This is a genomic window from Desulfobacter sp. UBA2225, assembly GCF_002348205.1.
GTDB classification, from domain to species: Bacteria; Desulfobacterota; Desulfobacteria; order Desulfobacterales; family Desulfobacteraceae; genus Desulfobacter; species Desulfobacter postgatei.
In genome coordinates, this window is sequence record NZ_DDYV01000082.1 from 1 (window position 1) to 19027 (window position 19027).

Consider the following 19027-nt stretch of genomic DNA (forward strand, 5'->3'; position numbering starts at 1 on the left):
GATGAATCCTGACGATGCCCGACAACTGATCGGCCTTCCGCAAGGCTATGCCTGTGACCTGGCCATTGACGTTTTCCATGAAAATGAGCAGGACGCCATTTTGTCGGACCTAACCGCTTCATTTTCCTGGCCGGTGGAATGTGTCACAAGATTACAGAGCCAAGGGCTTTATGCAGGCCGTTTGAATCGCGGCCGGACGCTTGTCGCCATTGCAGTGATTCCTGCTGTGCTGGCGTTGTGTCTTCTGGTTGCGGTCAACACCCGAAAATCAATGGGGCGGCAATCAGATCTTGGCATCATGAAGGCAATGGGCTGGACCACAGGTGATATTGTCCGATTTCAACTGTATCGGGAATTATCTGTCTGCCTGCCTTCGGCCGTTGTGGGCATCTGCCTCTCTTTTGTTCTGGCATACGGACCCGGCGCAGGCTGGGCCGCTGATTTTTTTCTTGGCTGGAACACCCTGCCCCCCTCTCTTTACCTTGAACCTACGGGAGCTGCAACCGTTGTGCTGGAAATGGCAGGGTTGATGTTGGTGCCCATGATTGCGTCGGCTTTTTTACCGGCATTAAAGGGAGCAACCGCCGATGTTCATGATATGATCAAAGAGACAGGCAGCCGATGAGTTCCGCAATTGCATGCCGCGATATATGCGTTGTCTTCCCCACGGGAAACAAAAAAAAACGCAGTGTACTGGACAAGATCAATGTCAATTTTCAGGCAGGCAAAATAAACATTATCACCGGCCCTGTTGGTGCCGGCAAAACCACCCTGCTCAATATCCTGGCAGGACTCACCCGGCCGACATCGGGGGAGGTGATTGTAAACAATAAAAAGGTTTCCCGATGGACCGGACCCCACAGGGAACGATGGCGGCGGCAAGCGGGCATTGTTTTTCAACACGATCATCTTCTCCATGACTTAACGGTGCTGGAAAATATCATGCTGCCCTTGATCCCACTAGGTTACCCACTGTCCACATGCCGACGCCAAAGCATGGAAGCACTTAAAAAAGTAGGGCTGTTGCACCATGCCGGCAGCTTAGCCAAATCCCTTTCAGGAGGGGAACGCCAGAAAACAACCATTGCCAGGGCAATCGTAAACCAGCCAAACTTTATCTTTGCGGATGAACCCTTTGCTCACCTGGATGCTGAAAGCAGCAGACAGATGATGGATCTGCTGCATCATCATGCCTGCCAAAATGCGGTTGTGATCGTTGCCGCCCACGGTTTAAACCAGGATACACTCCCGGAAAACGCCCTTTGCTACCGGCTGCAAAACGGTGTACTGAACCCATTGAGTTCCTGAGGCATATCATGTTTTGGCACCCTCTGTTTCTGGCCGTCATATCATCACAATTTATGGCACTGCTTCTGTTGCTTGCGGCCTGTCCCGCATGGTTGAACACGGCACTGAACTGGGATCCACTTGTCGCCAACCATCAACAATTGTCGCTGGAAACTAAGGCCGAAGGGGCCTCCATACTGGGAAGGGCCGCTTTCGGGTTATTCTTATTTTCCGGGGTGCTCCTTGTTTTCGGTATTGCCAATATCTTTCATGAGGATATTCCCGGCGCAATGTGCGGTACCGGCGTGTGTCAGGCAATGTCCGCCGATGGCAGCACCCGATTGCTGTTGTATAACGGTCTCTTAATAATGTTGATGAAACTATGGTATCAACTGGACAAACTCAATCGCATGCTTGCTCAGATGCCGTTAACCCAAATATCCGCCCGCCTGTTCCTGACCATTCCCGTGGTGGCTACATTAACATTAAAACAAACCTATGACTCATTTGCAGGGATCAGGCCGAACCAGCCGGTCGACTGCTGTGCCGTTGTTTACGATCAATTTTCAAACATAGAACAGGCAACCAGTATTTTCGGCCTGGGGGATCGTATGTGGCTCATTGCTTTCATTGTGCTTAACACGCTGCTTTTAATTGTGTCAGTGGCCTTAAGCGTTTCAAGGATTGACCGGCCTTGGGAAAGATCCGCACTGGCCGCCATCACCTGGCTGTGGCTGCCGGTGGCAGCACTGATACTGGTCAATGTTCTGTCAGCCTATCACTATGAAGTGCTTCATCACCATTGCCCATGGTGCCTGTTTCTTCCCGAGCATCATCTGGTCGGTTATCCGCTTTATGGCGGGATGGCCTTTATAGGAATGGAGGGGCTTACACTCTTCATACTTCCCCTTTTCGTGAAACACGACACCGGCATTTACCGGATCGCATTGAATCTTGGCCGTCAGGCAGCAAAAAAAATCGCCATGGCACAACTTCTTTTTCTGATTATAGCCGTGCTGCCCGTCATTGTCTGGCGGCTGCGCTATGGTGTATGGATGTCTGGATAAAATCCAAAAGACAAAACGCCTTTTTTTGTCATTCATGGCTATTTTTTCCAACTGATCATGACAATAGAAATTCTGAATCTTGATTTGAAATCTAAATATCTGCGATCAAAATCCTTTAAACACACCCCCTGATATGATAAAATTATTTTTTAAGAAAATGTTTCAACCTTTTTTTCTTTTGGAGTTAATATGGTTCGTTTCCCAAAACAATCGGTCTATTTATCGATCTTCACGCTCATTATAATATGTGTTTACGGGGCTGCCGGTCCGGTCTGCCGGGCGACACTGCCCACAGATCCCCCAGAGAAAACTGAGCTTTTTCCGGTTTATGACCTGATCAAACCCAATGTGACATTCTGGACAAATGTGTTTACCCAATACACCCGGGCCCAGGGCCTGGTCCACGATATGGAAAACCTGTCCATAATTTATGAAGAAATCAAACTCGACCCTGCCAAAACCAAGGAAGCGGCCCTGGCAAACAAGGCGATCAAAAAAAACGCCCTTGAAAAATATAGCACCATATTGACGACGCTTTCAAAGGGCAAGATTCCGGAAACGCCCATGGAAAAAAAAGTGGCAGCCCTGTTCCCGAACAAAACAAAACCCGAGGCGTTCGGGCAGGCAGCGAAAAGACTCCGGGTGCAAACCGGATTAAAAGAGCATTTCATGGAAGGGGTAATCCGCTCAGGTGCCCTGATAGATGAGTTTAAAATGATAATCAAATCCTATGGCCTGCCCGAAGACCTGGCCTACCTGCCATGCCTGGAATCGGCCTATGACATCCAGACTTATTCAAAATGCGGGGCTGCCGGCTTATGGCAGTTCACCCATTATACGGGCAAGCTGTTCATGCATATCGACGATGTGGTGGATCAGCGCCGGGACCCCATTGTCTCCACCCATGGGGCAGCCCAGCTTCTGAAAAAAAATCATGACAAGCTTGAAAACTGGCCCATGGCCATTACGGCATACAACCACGGCCTTTACGGCATGTACCGGGCAAAGGATAAGCACAAGACCTATCCTGCAATATACACAGATTACCGCAGCCGATCCTTTGGATTTGCCTCACGCAATTTTTATCCGGAATTTATCGCCGCCCGCCAGGTAGCGAAAAATTATGTTAATTATTACGGCAATATTACCCTGGATAAACCCGGCCAGAAGACCCGGTACAAGCTTAAAGGATATGTGGCGGCAAAGGATATTGTCCGTAAACTGCCGGTGGATCTGGAAACGTTGCAGGTGATGAACCCTGCGTTCAGGGAACCGGTCTTTGACGGCAGAAAACACATCCCGCCGAGGCAAACCCTGTATCTGCCCAAGCATATATCTCCGGATCTGCTCGACAAAACGCTTGGACCTTTATACCAAACGGCCCAGAGACCCACCCCCTTTCACCGGGTGGTCAGGGGAGATACCGCCAGCAGCATTGCCAAGGCCTACCAGGTCCCCCTTAAAAATCTGATCGCACTGAACGGTCTTGGCAAAAAAGCGGTGATCCATGTTGGCCGGACCCTGAAAATCCCGCAAATTTAATAAAACGATTACATCCCATGCTTTTTTTTCAGGCCCCGAAACTGGTCATAGGATATTCCAAGGTTTGCCGCGGCCTGTTTCTGGTTGAACCGGGCTGCGGTCAGAGCCTGGGATAAACGAAACCGTTCAAGAGCAAGCACTGCCTTCTTCAACGGCTGGCTGACCAGTTCCGCCAGTGGCAGGGCTGCATATTCATCGTTGTCCAATGCCGTTTCAGTTTCCCGGATTGACTTTTTATCAGCAGTCAAAGGGGTTGTCCGGCTTTCAGCTTGTTCGACTGATGCCGTCCCAGGCCCCTGCCCGGGCAGGGGGCCGTATGGCGATACAAACGGTGAAAAATCAATCCGGGTAATGACCGGGCCGTTTGTTTTATATACAGCGCGTTCCACCACATTCTTCAATTCCCGGACATTGCCTGGCCACCCATGGGCTTCAAGGTCATGGGCCGCTTTTTGCCCAAATTCCGGCACTTGATCAAACCCCAGCTCAAAGGCCATGCGTCCGGCAAAATGATTGGCAAGCAGCATGACATCCCCGTTGCGCACCCGCAACGGAGGAACATAAATCACCTCAAAAGAAAGACGGTCCAAAAGATCCTGCTTAAAATGGCCAAGACGGACCATTTGGGCCAAATCCACATTGGCAGCCCCCACAATGCGAACATCGGTATGGACAGGATTAACGGCCCCCACCCGTTCAAATCGGCCGTATTCCACCACCCGAAGAATCTTTTCCTGAACTTCCATCGGGATATTTCCGATTTCATCCAGAAACAGAGTGCCGCTGTCGGCCTGTTCAAACCGCCCGATCCGGCGGGTACCAGCCCCGGTAAACGCACCTTTCTCATATCCAAAAAGCTCGGATTCGATCAAGGTCGCGCTTAAGGCAGCGCAGTTCAGCGTAACAAAAGGCTTTTGCCAGCGCCGGGACAAAAAATGCAGCCGTGCGGAAGCCAGTTCCTTGCCTGTGCCGCGCTCTCCTAAAATCAGAACAGGCCGCTCAATCGGCGCGACTCGGGAGATCTGTTCCTGGAAATTTAAAAACGTCTCGGACTGGCCCAGAGCCTCGGACATGCTCACAGACTCGGTTCGGTTATCCGTCGAATCGGTATATGCCAATTCCATCCCTCCAATAATGGTCAATTAAACTAAATTTTAGTATTTTATACCATAAAACTATTAATAAAACCACCCAGAAAATCTCCCACAAAAACATAACCAATTGAAATTCAGCATAAATAAAGACCTAATGTCGTATGGCACATTTTCTGCTGTTAAAAATAACAGGCGCAACAAATTTAAACCCTTATACAAGGAGAATAAAAATGGGAATTTTTACACGCTTCAGAGACATTGTATCTTCAAACATCAACGCCATGCTGGACAAAGCCGAAGATCCTGAAAAGATGATCAAGCTCATGATCCGGGAAATGGAAGACACCCTGATTGAGCTTAAATCATCATGCGCAGGCACCATTGCCAATCATAAGAAAGTGGATCGTTTAGGGCAGGAGGCCCGGGAAAAAGAGGCGTTCTGGAACGAAAAAGCGGAACTGGCAGTCACCAGGGGACGTGATGACCTGGCCCGCCAGGCCCTGATGGAAAAACGCAGATTCAGCCAGCGCCTGGAAGTGGTGGAAACAGAACTCGTTGACCTTTCAGGCATGGTGGATCAGTACAAAAACGATATCACGGAACTTGAAAACAAGCTGAAATCCGCCCGGGAAAAACAGCGAATGCTGGTTCAGCGCCATATCCGGGCCCAGCATAAGAAAAGGGCCAGACAGGAAATCCGGAGAGCAGACTCCACCGAAGTCATTAAGAAATTTGAAGAGATGGAAAATCATATTGAGCGTATGGAAGCCGAAGCTGACCTAGTTGATTTTGGCAGACGATCCAGCCTTGAAACCGCCTTTGATGATCTGGACGCTGACGAGGAGATCGAAAATGAGCTCAATGCATTGAAATCCTCCCAATCCGCAGAAATTCATGATACAAAGTCCTGAGCTTAACCCTGGCAATTTCAAAGGAGAAATATGAGCCACATATTCATTGCAATCATCACTGTCGGCGGGTCAATCCTTGCCCTGATCATCCTGGGGATGATCATCATCGGCATTATCCGGGCAGCCAAAACCGGAGAGCTTTCAAAGAATCAGAAGGAGGCCCGGACTGAAGAGACAAGAATGATCCAGGACATATACAATGCCCTGCCAAAAATTGAGCAACGGGTTGAAGCCCTTGAAACCATACTCATCGAACGTGGACACCCAAAGCAATAACGGCTGTTTTCAACACACCTGAAAGGATAAAAAATGAGATACCATAAAAACCGTTATCACTATGCCGGGACCGAGATGAGAGGACGGGGAAGATCTGGCGGATTCCGTCAGAGAATAGACCGCCTGACCGCAGCCGAGGGCTTCTACCGTTCCAGACGAGGGATTATCTTCGGCGTTTGCAGAGGCTTGGCAGAACATTTTAACTTCTCGGTATTCTGGACCCGGGTCCTTGTATTGATCCTGTTCTTATTCACCGGGTTCTGGCCCGTAGGTGTCCTTTATCTTCTTGCCGGACTTCTACTGCAACCTGAGCCCGTCATTCCGTTGGAAAATAAAAGTGACGAAGAATTTTATCATTCCTATACCCGATCAAGATCCTCGGCCATTGAACGGATTAAAAGCAAATTTGACAATATTGACCGCCGAATTCAGCGCATGGAAGATACGGTCACGTCAAAAGAATTTGATTTTAAATAAAAACAATGTTAGGTAAGGAAGCAGAATAATAAAATGTATTGTTCTTTTCCTTTTTTTCGCCTGCCCGGCAACGGGCGGGCGTTTTTTATTGATGCATCAAAAAATTTCATCTTTTCCGGGTTTGTGTTCTTCCATGGCTGTTATTCCAGCAATCAATCACGGTTTGCGGACGTCGGCGGAGTAATTGCGTGTAAGCAACAGGATAAAAGTTTTAATGACATTGCTGTACCAATGTCAGGGTGTTTTTTGCATGGGCCTTAATGGCGGCATCTGAAAACCACCAGCACTGGACAGAACGATCTATAAAATTTGCAACCAGATCTTTCTGGTTTTAAATCTCAAATTGGGACATGGGAAGAAAGAGGTCTTTTTCTATACTTTATCCCCAAATATTCACCGCAGTTGAATCTGATTGAAATTTTATGGAAACATATCAGGTACTTTTGGCTATCAACATCTGCTTATAATGGTGGGCAACGCGGCGCTTTTGCCCTACCTTACCTGGCTGATTTTAGGCTGGAAGTAAAATCGCAAAAGTCCTTGATCGGGAACTTTACCTTGCTTTTCCCATGGTAAAATATTAAAAGTCCCTGATCGAAAACTTTTAACAAAAAGAGTCGCCCAATGCAACAGACAACCCCATCCACAAAAATTGAAACCCCCGAGGAATTAGGCCGATATCTGCTCAAGGAACGTCGGAATCTAAAATTAACCCAGAAAGAGATTTCAGAATTTACCGATGTGGGCCGCAAATTTGTACTTGAACTTGAAAAGGGCAAACCAACCGCTCAGATTGGAAAGGTCTTTGAGGTAATCAATGCCCTTGGCCTGGAACTCCATCTGGTTAAACGTGGAGACCTGTGATCATGGAATCACTGAATGTTTATTTCGGACAGATTCTGACAGGTATCCTCTCTCTTAACACGGATCGGTCATTTTCATATCAATATGATAAACATTGGATGGAATCGCAGGATGGATTTCAATTGTCCGTTTCCCTGCCCATGCAGGAGGCGCCCATCACCGGCAGCCATGTCCGTGCTTTTTTTGCCAACCTGCTGCCGGAATCCGCTGTAAGGAACAGAGTGGCCCGCAGCTTGGGGCTCTCTGAAAAAAATGATTTCATGCTCCTTAAAAAAATGGGTGGCGACTGCGCCGGCGCCCTTTCCCTGCTTCCGGATGGGATGTTGCCCGAATCGCCTGATCGATATGCTTACCGCCCCATGTCTGACAAGCAGTTGGCCGATGCCATCCGGCAGATCTCTGTCCGCCCTCTGCTGGCTGGAGAAGACAACATACGAATTTCCCTTGCCGGCGCCCAGGAAAAACTGGCCCTTTTTGAGACTGACGGCAGGTTCTCTATCCCTTTGAACAATGCGCCCAGTAATTGTATCCTGAAACCGGCGATGACCGATTTTGACGCGTCCATTGAAAATGAATGCTTCTGCATGTTGCTGGCCCGGGATATGGGTCTTCCGGTTCCCAAAGTGACAATTTTGCTTCTGAAGGGCCAGAAAGCCCTGGTTGTCCAAAGATATGACCGGCAGACGGAAAACGGCTCAACCGTCCGTCTCCACCAGGAGGATTTTTGTCAAGCCATGGGGCTCTCCCATGAATTGAAATACCAGGCCGAAGGCGGGCCGGGCTTCCCTGAATGTTTTAAAATGATCCGGAAATATTCCGCCAACCCGGTAAAAGATATTCAACTTCTGCTGAAATGGGTCTTTTTTAATTACCTTATCGGCAATATGGACGGCCATGCCAAAAATTTGTCCTTTCTCTACCATAAACGACAGATTCGGCTGGCCCCTTTTTACGATTTGATCTGTACAGAAATTTATGAAGGCCTGACAAAAAAAGCAGCTATGAAAATCGGAAACGAAAACCGGCCGGACTGGGTCATGGAACGCCATTGGATACGCATGGCCGATGATATCAAGCTTTCTGCCAATGTCCTGAAAAAACACCTGGCTGCATTCTGTACCCAATTGACGGATATTATAGATACCACTGTCACCGGTTTTATTCGGGAATTCGGCGAAAACGACCTGATCCGGTCCATTGCAGATAAAGCCGGAAAAAGAGCTGTTAAGACCATGAATTTATTTAAACCCAGAAAGAAGAAGGTACAATGAAACGGATGATCTGCGCCAAGGGCGGTGTCTAATTCAGGAATTCAGGAGACACAATGAAAGCGCCGGGATAAACTGTTAGAAAAGTCGGTGAAGCCTTTAAATCAACAATGCGCATTGTATTCGATAAAGCCTTGCCCAAGTGGAATTATTGTACAATTCCAAAAGGATGCTGAAAATGGGTAAGTTATTTAAAACTCGGGCTTAGTCATAACATCGGCCACAGCCTAGGTTGGGTTGAACGAAGTGAAACNNGTTCCTCAACCCAACCTACCAAAAAATTCGGATGACCTAAAATATGACCCATGCCTAAAACTCATTCCTAAATACGGATAATCAGGTGGTCGCCAGCTTTCAGTACCAGGGTGGGAAAAGGGATCAGGAAGTTGTTAAGCCCGCGTTCTACGCTCATGACTTTCATGGACCCATCGACTGCTATTTTATTATTTTTTCTAAAAGTTCTTTTGCGAGTTTTTTATATTCTTCTTCACTAATATCACCATCATCAAGTGCTTTTTTCATCCTTTTAAGTTTTTCATCCGCAATTTCTCGTTCTTGATCTGAAAAGTTTTTCCATGCCTTCCATGCTTTTGAAACAGCTTCATAAGAAAAGGTGCCGCCCGTAACAGCATAAACAACAATCCAACCTGTAGCTCCAATAACACCAGCAGGTGCGAATGCAGGTATACTGAGCAAAACACCAACGGCAGTTGCACCAGCTAATAATGATTTTATGAAAATATTATTTTGAATCGAAAGAGGGATGAATTTTAAGACGACTTCTTTGATTTGTTCTGCTGAAAGACGAACCATAAAATGATCTCCTACTTATTGAATTAATAACTTTGCGGCACCAATGTCAGGGTCTTTTGTGCATGAGCCTTAATGGCGGCATCTGAAAACCACCAGTACTGGACAGAACCATCCATAAAACCGTCAACCAGATCTTTCTGGTGGGGATGAAATGTGCGGCCTGCCACCCCACCCGGCAACACCGCCATCAGCTTTTCATCATCGCCCATATCCGCCACAAAACGCAGGGATGCGCAATGGGTCACGGCATAGGGGGTGTCAAAATCATACCACCCCCGATACAGCGTTTCACCGGAACCGCCCATGGGCATAGGTCCTGTGCCAAGCAATGCCTTCAGTCGCCCCTTACGGACAAGGGGATTAACCAGTTCAAGGGTATGCAAATCCCCCCATCGCCATTGGGCGGGGTTATGACCAAGAGCCTGGGACAATTCCTCCCGGGCGGCATGGGCGGCCCGGACAAAAAGATCAGCCATGGTTTCCGTTTTACCGGTAGTGCGTATATCATCAAAAAAAAGACTCTCACCGGCCAGCACAAACTGCAGGAGGCGCTCCTGCCAATAATACCAGGAATCCAACAGCGTCTGAACTTTTTGTGGCCCCAGATCATCTTCAAACACGGCCAGGGCAAAATGCCGGTATACGGCCTGGAAAATCAGCGGCCCCGATTTTTCAGGATCATCTTCAAAATCCCAGTCCGCCAGGATCCGCCCCAGATCTTTTGTATCTTCGTTTGCCAAAAGAATCCGCGCCATAACCGGGGTGATGCGCCGGGCCATTACATTGCCCGTATCCCTTTGATATTGCCACATATCAAAAAGAGTCTGTTTGTTTTTTTTCGCCATGAGTTCCTTTAGCCTTGCATAACGGAATGAGGGTGCAAAATAGGATGAATAATAATTGGGAAAGCCGGAGTCCACAGTTTTATTGTTGCAGGTTCCAACCCATTTTTTTTCTGGGTTGACCTGCCCGGGCATCTGATCCGGAGCAATCCACCCCAGCCAGTTGTCGGTGCTCTCTTTGACCACATGGGGAAATGTGCCGCCGTTTCTGCGCAAGGGAATCCGGCCGGATGCCTGGTGACCGATATTGCCGGAAGCGTCCGCAAACACCCAGTTAAAACAGGCCACCGCCAGGTCCTGCATGGCCCGGGAAAGTTCTTCGGCATTTTTTGCCGTAAGCAGATCCAGCAACCCGATATTAGGCGTCATGGACTCCATTGGCGCAAATCTGAGCGTAAACACCTTATTGCCATCCAACCCCTTGAGGACTTTAGACACCACCGGTCCCCGGCGGGTGGTCCGGATATCCAGATCTTCTGTTCGAAAGCCGCCGGGCTCCTTTTTATCTCTTATTTTCAAACATTCTTTAATATGCCCAAAGGCAATGGAATTGCTCCCTTCCAGATAATGGTCAGGATTTTCCGGATCCACGGTTTCAATATAAAGGTCCACCATGTCGCCATAATTGTTGGTGGCGGACAACGCAATGTGTTCGGTGCGTCCCACACCCATACCCGGGATGCCGGGAATCTGCACGCCAACGGCCCGGATACCGGGGCAGATCAGTCCTGCCGGATACCAGACACCCGGAAGCATTCTTGCGTCCAGATGGGGATCGCCGGACAGCACCGCAGACCCGGTCACGGATTTGTCCGGAGCCATGGCCCAGTTATTACTGCCCACCCGAAGCTGCCGGTCCCGGGCAAAGGCCAAAAGACCGGGATCAAACGGCAGGGACAAGGCAAGGTCCTCCTTGGGCGGCATGGCAATAAAGCCTTTGTCATCGGGGTCATCCACATTGATATTCAAAGGCAGAAGCATGGCGGTTTTTTCATACCCCAGGGTATCGAGCAGCATCTGGGAAATGATCTCCGTACTCAGGTTGGCTGCCGTGGAATATCCCATATAAAAGAGCATACCAAGGCAGTCTTCCACCTGCCATAAATCCGGCTTGATCCCGGCAACACGAAACTCCAAAGCAAGGTCCTCCGGGCATTTTTGTATGAAGGTATTTATGCCGTCCACATAGTGCTGGAACTGTTTTCGCAAGGCAGGATTCAATATCCGGGCCTGTTTTTTTGCCATGCGCGGCATTCCGATGGTGCGCATGCGGAGATCCAGATCCCTGGCCTGCGCCCCTGCCAGTTCGCACATCCGTCCTTCATAATACATGCGGTTCATCTGCATCTGGAAGAGCCTGTCCTGGGCCGTGACAAACCCCTGGGCGAAAAACAGGTCTGCGATATTTTCAGCATGGATATAGGCAATGCCGGAATCGTCCCGGGTTACGGTCACGGGCCGGCTTAAGCCGGCAAGGTGTAATTGCCCCTCTTTTTGGTAACCGTTAAACTGCGGCAGAAAGAAAAAAAGAATCACACAACAAACCACCAGCAATGCGGTGACGACACTGACACGCCGAATCCATTTCATGGCGACTCCTTGGGTATTTTTAAAAGCACCCCATCATATGCCCTTGGCCCCGGCAATGTCAACAAAGGCGAATACGCTTACAGGACAATCGCATCTTAAAAAATACAGTGAATCTGCAATTGAACAGATTCTTAACTTTTTCAAGCAGGCACAATATATGGTGGACGGATAATCTTAGAAAAAATGTGGACTAACAGGGATAGTCTGGGGGTCTCATAAGCCTAAAAAACAGACCTTTTCCTGAAGGTAGTCTTTAGCTTAAACCCCTCGGTTTAATCTGCCCAATTTGATATTTCAGATCACCAATAACAAAAGTAGTCAACGCTTTTACTGGTAAGGGTTACACCCCACATAAATAGACATAATGTGGGGGGTTCCAATTCCTATGGATTTCTAAAATCGGCGATTTGAACCTTATGATAAAAGGATTGGTGGAGCGCCATCGGAACCAAGCCCCTCTCCATCGATTTATTGGCCGCCTGTGTCGAACTCCTGCATTTGGGTATCCAACCCTGTGAAGTGATCTTGGTTCCCTTTATCAAACCAGAAGTCCAATATGTTACCGATTGCTTCAGTTCTCTGGATTTTGGCAATTTCCTTGGTATTTTCTTCATCAAACGGTGCCCCAAGACCCTCAAGATAGGTAGCTGTTCCAACAACAACATAGTCAAAATTCTTCACGTGAGCGTAATCACCCAGGAGGGAGTCAGGATCAAACTCCCACTGTTGACCAGGAACTAAGCCGAGGCGGTAAACAAACGGACATGGTATCTCGAAGTAAATTTGTCCATTCGGTTCCACATGTCGCAGAATATGCTGAGGTGCCAGGAACCCAGCGTCTACCTTCAGCATGATCGTAGATTGTCGGTTAGGTGTGCTCTCACGGTAAACGGGAATTTGCAGGATCGCGTTCTCATATGGGCCGAGCCCATCGGGCGGAAGGACGGGCGGTACGTCAACGCCGTCGATTATCATGCAAATCTTGCCGTCACTTGCCATCGCTATCATGCGCAGGTCCCCATCAAATGAGACCTTCGGGAGACACGTCAGATAGACGTAGCCAACATTTTTTAACTTTTTGTTGCCTTGGATATTCCATTGGGAAAGTTTGAATCTCCCAGAGCTGAGAATCGCGTTCTTAGCCGCATCAGATGTGTGATGATAGAGATGAAGAAGAATTTGATTTTCCCCAAACCATTCGAATTCGCCCGTTGAATATTTCGCCAGGTCCTTCGGTCCTGTTATCTGGCACCGATACAGTTCTGATCCATCTTGGTATCGGCGGACAAACTTGTCGTTGGCAAAATCCAGTTGGAGTGTTTGGCTACAGGATATGTCGACATAGAAGCGCCCCTGAATCTCGTTATCCATTTTGGCAAATATGTTCGGCATGAAAAAGAGGGGTTGTATCCAAACAGGAGTGGGGGATTCCAACAGGATGAGATCTGGGATGACGATTGAAAAAGAGGTCCCGTGTACAAGTTTACATTTAAGGAAGCCTGCGTACTCTATATTCTCCAGATCACGGGCACCGGTGTTGTTCATGTACCAGTGGTTGTTCCCGGTCTCAATGCGATTGAAATGCTTGTTTACCTTACCATTCATTATCTCTCCGCTCCGAGTTCACGCAGTTGTTATTCCATTTTTAAAGTCACATTTTAAACTGTTCAGTAGCACTGAATAAAGCAAAGTGTCTCTCACTAAATCTGATTTTAGGGTATTTGATCTATCTATATGGAAAATTGTAAATACTGAGTCTAATAAGTTTCGAATATTTGTTAATATTTTGAACTTTCTCATTTGTTCATCGTTCGTATTTACCGGAATGGCAAAAATTGAATTATAGGCAAAATGATACCGAAAATCAGATGCAATGAAGGAATGAAAGTTGTCCTTATAAAATATTATTGCCGAGATTCTATTAAGGTAGTCAATTGGGATCTTAACTTCAGTTCTTGCTAATTTAGAGTGCAACAACCCTGAATATGAATTTAAAAGTAAACTAATTGGTTCATTCAATCCCGAAGTTTTGAAATCGTTGTATGTCCAGTTTATGAATAGCAAGTTCATTCGATTTTCAGTAACTGGTGGAAACTTTGATGCTGCGCTTATAATAAAATCTCTTAACTTTAAGATATTGGGATAAACGAAATTTACATTTTGAGATTCGACTAAAGTTTTAAATTTATCGAGGCTTGTTTTTTTAAGAATTACATTTGGGCGTATGTATAGTTCATCACTCTTATTTAAATTTTTTTGATTTTTAAAACCCGGAGTTTTTACTTCTACTGCTATTTCGGTGCCGTCTTCAAGGCAGAGAACTGCTTCAGGATTAGTACTTTTACCTTCAATTAATTTCGGTTCATAGCTGAGATTTTTTATTTTACTGGTATATGAAGCTAAATAGTTTAAAACATGTACTTCTGATAGGGCTCTGATAAACTGTGCTTCGTCGTAATTTTCTTTACCAGCAGCCATTTGGTTTGTTATGAATTCCTTTGCAACTTCTTCTCCGAACAATCTTTCAAAAATAGTAAGCTTATTAGAGAGATTTATTATAAAGTTTTGTCCAAAGAGTTCAAAGTTTTTACCAAATGTTAATCCCGCTTGATATTCATCAACGAAGTGAGAGTACTTTGAAAAATAATCAAAATCATTTTTCAGCGCTTTAATCATAAAATGATCGTTGGAGTACTCATTCAGCAAGCCTTGGGACAACAACGAATCAATATAATTTATTAACATTATGATCCTTGCTTTAAAACTTCAGCGGTTGAAATAGAGACAGTGACATAGCATTAATTATATTACTGCACGTTTTTAGACGGTTTGACCTATACTTTGCGCGGTCAGATTTTCGGATTTTGATATGACACGCTATATTTGCTAAAAGCCAATAACAGCAAGCTTGTAGAACAAAAATCTACTTGCAGGAAAAACCGAAAACCATACCGCGAGCAGTATAAAATCTGATTCTATTATATCGATGGCTCAACAACCCGAATTGGTAAGTGAAACGCTTGGACATATTGCTTTTACCTGAATTTCAGACTTGTCAGGCTAAAACACAATTTGTAGACATTTTAATGGATATCCTGCTTCCATATAATTTACAAGAAAAAATATTTGGTCTATGAAATGCGAATAATGCGATTTCCGTTTGAGAAATACCAAGGTCACCAATGATGGTATTTATGCTCGCCCAACTCTATTTCAAAACAGCATTCAATAACAGAAGCATTGTGGGGTGGAAGCCTTTTCGAGCTTCAATATTCCAAACACATTTTAAGGCGGACAAGAACATCCGCTGCAATTTAATGAAAATCAGTACTGTTAGCCTGCAAAATAAGTAATATCGGGCTCATTTCTTTTAGGTGCCCTGGCATATTTTATTTTTGGTATTCCAACCATGAGCGCTCCATGACAAGTATGGTTGTCAGGCAGCCCCAGTTTTTCTGATAGACCCGGCCACTGAGCAGCGGCATAATTGACATAACCAGCCCAGCAACTTCCCAGACCAAATGCCGGTAAGGCAAGTTCAAGGTAAGCAAGGGCGGTATGACAGTCGGCCGAAGCACTTCCGAATTCATTGGATGCATAGGCAAAGACGAGCTGAGGTGCATCCCTGCATATTCTGTCAACACCCAGATTCCATTGTTTGATTACTCTATCAAAATTCATTATTGAAGCTTTCTCAAGATGCTTCTTCAGGACGAAATTCATCCAGTCTATGACCTGAGAGGCAATGTCTTTAACATCCTCTTCTTTGTCAAACACCAACCACTTAACTGGTTGCTTGTTACTGCCCGTCGGTGCGCAGCATGCAATTGAAAGGGCCTTTTCAAACAGATCTTTTGGCACAGGTTGTTTTTTATACACCCTGATGGATCGCCTGGATCTTAAAAAATGTTCAGCCTGTGCTGATGTTAGAATCAAATCCTTTTGAATGGGTAGGCAGTCTTGCGGTGAGATCGTTTCAAGGTGAAACGCGCCTTTGGGGCATATGGCAACACAATGTCCACACTGGATGCATAATTCTTCGGCCCCCTCTATAAGAAACGGGCCTTCATTTTTCATTTCAATAATTTTTGCAGGGCAGTCAAGCGCACAAAGCCCATCCTTGTCACATTTGTCATAATCGATTCTAAATAGGGGCATGTTTTATTATCCTTTTGATCAAAATCTCTTCAATGTAATATCATTACGAGGATAAATTAACCTCAGATTTTCCATGTTTAATCCACGCATTGCCAAATATAGCACTGATACGCATTAATCTTGTCATTCAATCGCTTAGACAAAAAGTCGCTGCCAAATCTTAATTCATCCAAGATCAATTTAGCCTGGCCCAGATATTTTTTCCTTTTCTCTGTTGTCCAATAGGGTGGTGGGGGCTGGAGGTTGGTTATCCTGTCAGCCATTTTGACCATCCAGATTTCTTTGGGTTGGAGTTTTATCCGTCTCAAGCTGTCTGACATTTGATGTTGTTTTTCAATTTTTTTATCTTTGGTCAGGGCAAGAATGCCATCTGCAATATGCTGTCCGAACTCTGATAGCAGTTCCTCATAAGTGGTATCTGTATCCTCAATGGTATCATGGAGGATGGCAGCTTGAACGGCAAAATTTCCATCCATACCGGGTTCATGATTTAAAGCGGCCATGATTTCCATACTGACCATACTGAGGTGTGCTAAATATGACCATTCAGTACCAGGGACCAATTGCCCCTTATGTCTTTCAGCAGCGAACCTGTAGGCCTTTATATATGCTTCCTGCGACCATCCGTTGTTTGTTTCTTTCATGGCAATTTCTTCTATTCCGTATTTAAATTCATCGTCAGAAAGCATGAATTAATTTTATCATTTTCATATTTGTTTTCAAGTATAGGGAGGCGTTGCCTATATTGATAGAAACCTGTCAATTCAGATGATCATGATCCTGCATTTTTCAGTAATGGCAATAAAAAATAGGATTTGTATGGGAAGAATGTTATTTATTTAAGAGCCTTTTAATTGATCAAAATCTGTATGGGGTGAATTTGAAAGACATAAATCGCAGAATCAGCCGTGAGTAGAGAAAAATGGGTGCAGAAAGGACACAGACCATAAGGCAGGAGATTATAGCCTTTCTCAAAGCTGGACCTTTAACGATACGAGATATTTCCCAATCTGTAGGTGTAATGGAGAAGGATGTTTTCCATCATCTGGAATTCATCGAAAAGACCCTTGGAACTCAGAATAAAAAGATACAGATGAAACCTTACTCCTGTATGGATTGCGGATTCGAATTTAAAAACAGGAAAAGATTCAAAAAACCTGGTAAATGTCCAATCTGTAGATCTGGCAGAATAGCCCCGGCTATTTTCTGGATTGAATCTTAAATCGTACAGGCTGTTGTTTGTCCGTTAAATGTTCAGAATGTAGGTGAGATGGATAGCCGTTAATACGCCGCTATACAATTGGGATAGTGAATCAGGATAATATGGAGGGAAAAATGACACAATTTATATTGGCAGTAGTGGTACTATTGGCATGTCTTTTTGGTACAGATGTCTATGCTCAAGCAAATCAGACAGATGTAGTTCCAACGTCTGAAGGGGATTTGAAAATGACCTTAATTGGCCATGGGAGCCTCATGTTTGAACACGGTGAAAAAATAATTCATGTTGATCCATGGACTAAAGTTGGAGACTATGCATCACTTCCTAAAGCGGATCTTGTATTGATTACTCATCATCACAGCGACCATTTGGATACAGTTGCTTTGGAACAGATAAAAAAAGACAACACCATTACTGTCATGCCCCCAAAATGCGCTGAAAAAATTAAAAACCTATACGAATCCTCACCGATCCTTATGACCAATGGGGACAAAAAAACATTATACGGATTTTTAATTGAGGCTATTCCTGCATACAACTTGGTTCATATGCGTGACAATGGCGTCCCCTTTCATCCCAAGGGTGAAGGAAATGGATACATCATCACATTCGGAGATAAACGTATTTATGTGGCCGGGGACACTGAAAACACTGGGGAGATGAAAGCTTTGAAAAACATTGATGCAGCCTTTATTCCGATGAATTTGCCATATACCATGGATTCAGCAATGGCGGCCGATGCCGTTAAAGCATTTAAACCCAAATTGGTTTACCCCTATCACACTACAAGCAATGAGGAGGACCAAGTGCCGGGCTTCATAGAACTGATGAAAGGGTTTGCAGAGGTTACCATCCGAAATATGAAAATTAAATAAAGTCTATGGTATTGGGCCGACCTACAAGGGGTAACCGCAACATTCGCGCAATGAGGGGTCATCTGTAGATAAAGTCTATACAAACAGTGCATTATAAGCCGTGCTATTTAATCCTTAACCCGGTTTTCTGTTCCATTACCGCCCAAACCCATGTCAAGGCTGAGCAGATATTTCCAGATTGACATGATTCCTGGTCTACCGTTGGTATCGATACTTCATCACTGACTGCATGTTACGAATCACCAGGAATGCTTCTTTAAGGCGGTTGCGATCAACGTGTGAAAGGTTGTCCGGTGATACAAAGTTCTCCATTTCCTTGCCGGCTTTGACCTGTCTTGCCTGGTGCTGAATGCGCAGATTGCTTATAAATTCAAGCGCATCATGCAGATCCCCGGCACTTTCGATAGAGATAGCGTTACTGCTTTCCATCAAATCAATGCGATCCATGGTATTGATTGCGCTACTGCACTGGGCAAGGGCGTAGACACGGACAAGATCCACAATAGGGACAATGCCGTTGAGCTTGATATCAAATGTATGGTCGTGTTCTCCTCCTTTGATTATAGTTCCGGTCATACGACTTGATATTTTAGATAGAATCGTGTAGTATAATCGCGTCCGAAGTTTATCCAAAGGTAGCACGACTATGTCGATTCTCAATTTTGTTCATCAAAAGCAGCATCATCCTGCCAGAAAGCATCTTCAACATCACGAGTTTTCCTTATTAACCCAGCGCAGGTT

General features: G+C 45.7%; 20 protein-coding genes. 12 read left to right on the forward strand and 8 right to left on the reverse strand.

Features of this window, described 5'->3' with window-relative positions; all coding sequences use genetic code 11:
- From B3D59_RS04355 to B3D59_RS04370, 4 genes are all read left to right on the forward strand, one after another.
- On the forward strand, nucleotides 1–625 hold a 625-nt coding region (locus B3D59_RS04355; RefSeq protein WP_286817939.1), incomplete at its 5' end, for an FtsX-like permease family protein.
- A complete protein-coding gene (locus B3D59_RS04360) occupies nucleotides 622–1308 on the forward strand; it encodes an ABC transporter ATP-binding protein (RefSeq protein ID WP_286817941.1) in 687 nt (228 codons plus the stop codon). The genes B3D59_RS04355 and B3D59_RS04360, both read left to right, overlap by 4 nt.
- Before the next feature lie 8 nt (nucleotides 1309–1316).
- Nucleotides 1317–2354, forward strand: a complete 1038-nt coding sequence (locus B3D59_RS04365) for a hypothetical protein (protein WP_286817942.1) — start codon at nucleotides 1317–1319, stop codon at nucleotides 2352–2354.
- A 189-nt stretch (nucleotides 2355–2543) separates the two neighbouring features.
- Complete coding sequence (locus B3D59_RS04370) at nucleotides 2544–3896, forward strand: lytic transglycosylase domain-containing protein (protein ID WP_286817943.1); 1353 nt, start codon at nucleotides 2544–2546, stop codon at nucleotides 3894–3896.
- Nucleotides 3897–3904: 8 nt separating this feature from the next.
- On the opposite strand, the gene pspF is transcribed toward B3D59_RS04370, so the two are convergent.
- On the reverse strand, nucleotides 3905–5020 hold the full coding sequence (gene pspF, locus B3D59_RS04375) for a phage shock protein operon transcriptional activator (RefSeq protein WP_286817944.1): 1116 nt from the start codon (nucleotides 5018–5020) through the stop codon (nucleotides 3905–3907).
- 200 nt (nucleotides 5021–5220) lie between these two features.
- Between pspF and pspA the strand changes: the two genes are divergently transcribed.
- The 6 genes from pspA to B3D59_RS04405 all read left to right on the forward strand — a co-directional run bounded on the left by pspA (nucleotide 5221) and on the right by B3D59_RS04405 (nucleotide 8789).
- Nucleotides 5221–5901: a phage shock protein PspA gene (pspA, locus tag B3D59_RS04380; protein ID WP_286817946.1), complete on the forward strand. Its 681-nt coding sequence runs from the start codon at nucleotides 5221–5223 to the stop codon at nucleotides 5899–5901.
- A 30-nt stretch (nucleotides 5902–5931) separates the two neighbouring features.
- Nucleotides 5932–6177 carry a hypothetical protein gene (locus B3D59_RS04385; RefSeq protein WP_004075365.1) on the forward strand — a complete coding sequence of 82 codons (246 nt, stop codon included), beginning with the start codon at nucleotides 5932–5934 and terminating at the stop codon, nucleotides 6175–6177.
- 33 nt (nucleotides 6178–6210) lie between these two features.
- Complete coding sequence (gene pspC / locus B3D59_RS04390) at nucleotides 6211–6654, forward strand: envelope stress response membrane protein PspC (RefSeq protein ID WP_286817949.1); 444 nt, start codon at nucleotides 6211–6213, stop codon at nucleotides 6652–6654.
- A 309-nt stretch (nucleotides 6655–6963) separates the two neighbouring features.
- Nucleotides 6964–7230 carry a transposase gene (locus B3D59_RS04395; RefSeq protein WP_286817950.1) on the forward strand — a complete coding sequence of 89 codons (267 nt, stop codon included), beginning with the start codon at nucleotides 6964–6966 and terminating at the stop codon, nucleotides 7228–7230.
- A 48-nt stretch (nucleotides 7231–7278) separates the two neighbouring features.
- On the forward strand, nucleotides 7279–7518 hold the full coding sequence (locus B3D59_RS04400; RefSeq protein ID WP_286817952.1) for a helix-turn-helix domain-containing protein: 240 nt from the start codon (nucleotides 7279–7281) through the stop codon (nucleotides 7516–7518).
- 2 nt (nucleotides 7519–7520) lie between these two features.
- On the forward strand, nucleotides 7521–8789 hold the full coding sequence (locus B3D59_RS04405) for a type II toxin-antitoxin system HipA family toxin (RefSeq protein WP_286817954.1): 1269 nt from the start codon (nucleotides 7521–7523) through the stop codon (nucleotides 8787–8789).
- Between the two features lie 432 nt (nucleotides 8790–9221).
- On the opposite strand, the gene B3D59_RS04410 is transcribed toward B3D59_RS04405, so the two are convergent.
- The 6 genes from B3D59_RS04410 to B3D59_RS04435 form a co-directional block, all read right to left on the reverse strand.
- Nucleotides 9222–9599 carry a hypothetical protein gene (locus tag B3D59_RS04410; RefSeq protein WP_286817956.1) on the reverse strand — a complete coding sequence of 126 codons (378 nt, stop codon included), beginning with the start codon at nucleotides 9597–9599 and terminating at the stop codon, nucleotides 9222–9224.
- A 23-nt stretch (nucleotides 9600–9622) separates the two neighbouring features.
- Complete coding sequence (locus tag B3D59_RS04415; RefSeq protein WP_286817957.1) at nucleotides 9623–12031, reverse strand: penicillin acylase family protein; 2409 nt, start codon at nucleotides 12029–12031, stop codon at nucleotides 9623–9625.
- A 468-nt stretch (nucleotides 12032–12499) separates the two neighbouring features.
- Nucleotides 12500–13636, reverse strand: coding sequence for a hypothetical protein (locus tag B3D59_RS04420; protein ID WP_286817958.1), 1137 nt, complete (start codon nucleotides 13634–13636; stop codon nucleotides 12500–12502).
- 18 nt (nucleotides 13637–13654) lie between these two features.
- The gene (locus B3D59_RS04425; protein WP_286817959.1) at nucleotides 13655–14707 is read right to left on the reverse strand and encodes a hypothetical protein; all 1053 of its coding nucleotides are present in this window, start codon (nucleotides 14705–14707) and stop codon (nucleotides 13655–13657) included.
- Between the two features lie 657 nt (nucleotides 14708–15364).
- Nucleotides 15365–16189: a nitroreductase family protein gene (locus B3D59_RS04430; RefSeq protein ID WP_286817960.1), complete on the reverse strand. Its 825-nt coding sequence runs from the start codon at nucleotides 16187–16189 to the stop codon at nucleotides 15365–15367.
- Nucleotides 16190–16266: 77 nt separating this feature from the next.
- The gene (locus B3D59_RS04435; RefSeq protein WP_286817961.1) at nucleotides 16267–16833 is read right to left on the reverse strand and encodes an HD domain-containing protein; all 567 of its coding nucleotides are present in this window, start codon (nucleotides 16831–16833) and stop codon (nucleotides 16267–16269) included.
- Nucleotides 16834–17111: 278 nt separating this feature from the next.
- On the opposite strand from B3D59_RS04435, the gene B3D59_RS04440 reads away from it, so the two are divergent.
- Both B3D59_RS04440 and B3D59_RS04445 read left to right on the forward strand, forming a co-directional pair.
- A complete protein-coding gene (locus tag B3D59_RS04440; protein ID WP_286817962.1) occupies nucleotides 17112–17411 on the forward strand; it encodes a transcriptional regulator in 300 nt (99 codons plus the stop codon).
- Nucleotides 17412–17524: 113 nt separating this feature from the next.
- Nucleotides 17525–18286 carry an MBL fold metallo-hydrolase gene (locus B3D59_RS04445; RefSeq protein ID WP_286817964.1) on the forward strand — a complete coding sequence of 254 codons (762 nt, stop codon included), beginning with the start codon at nucleotides 17525–17527 and terminating at the stop codon, nucleotides 18284–18286.
- Between the two features lie 195 nt (nucleotides 18287–18481).
- Here B3D59_RS04445 and B3D59_RS04450 read toward each other — a convergent pair whose 3' ends face one another.
- Nucleotides 18482–18862 carry a putative nucleotidyltransferase substrate binding domain-containing protein gene (locus B3D59_RS04450; protein WP_286817965.1) on the reverse strand — a complete coding sequence of 127 codons (381 nt, stop codon included), beginning with the start codon at nucleotides 18860–18862 and terminating at the stop codon, nucleotides 18482–18484.
- Between the last annotated feature and the right edge of the window lie 165 nt (nucleotides 18863–19027).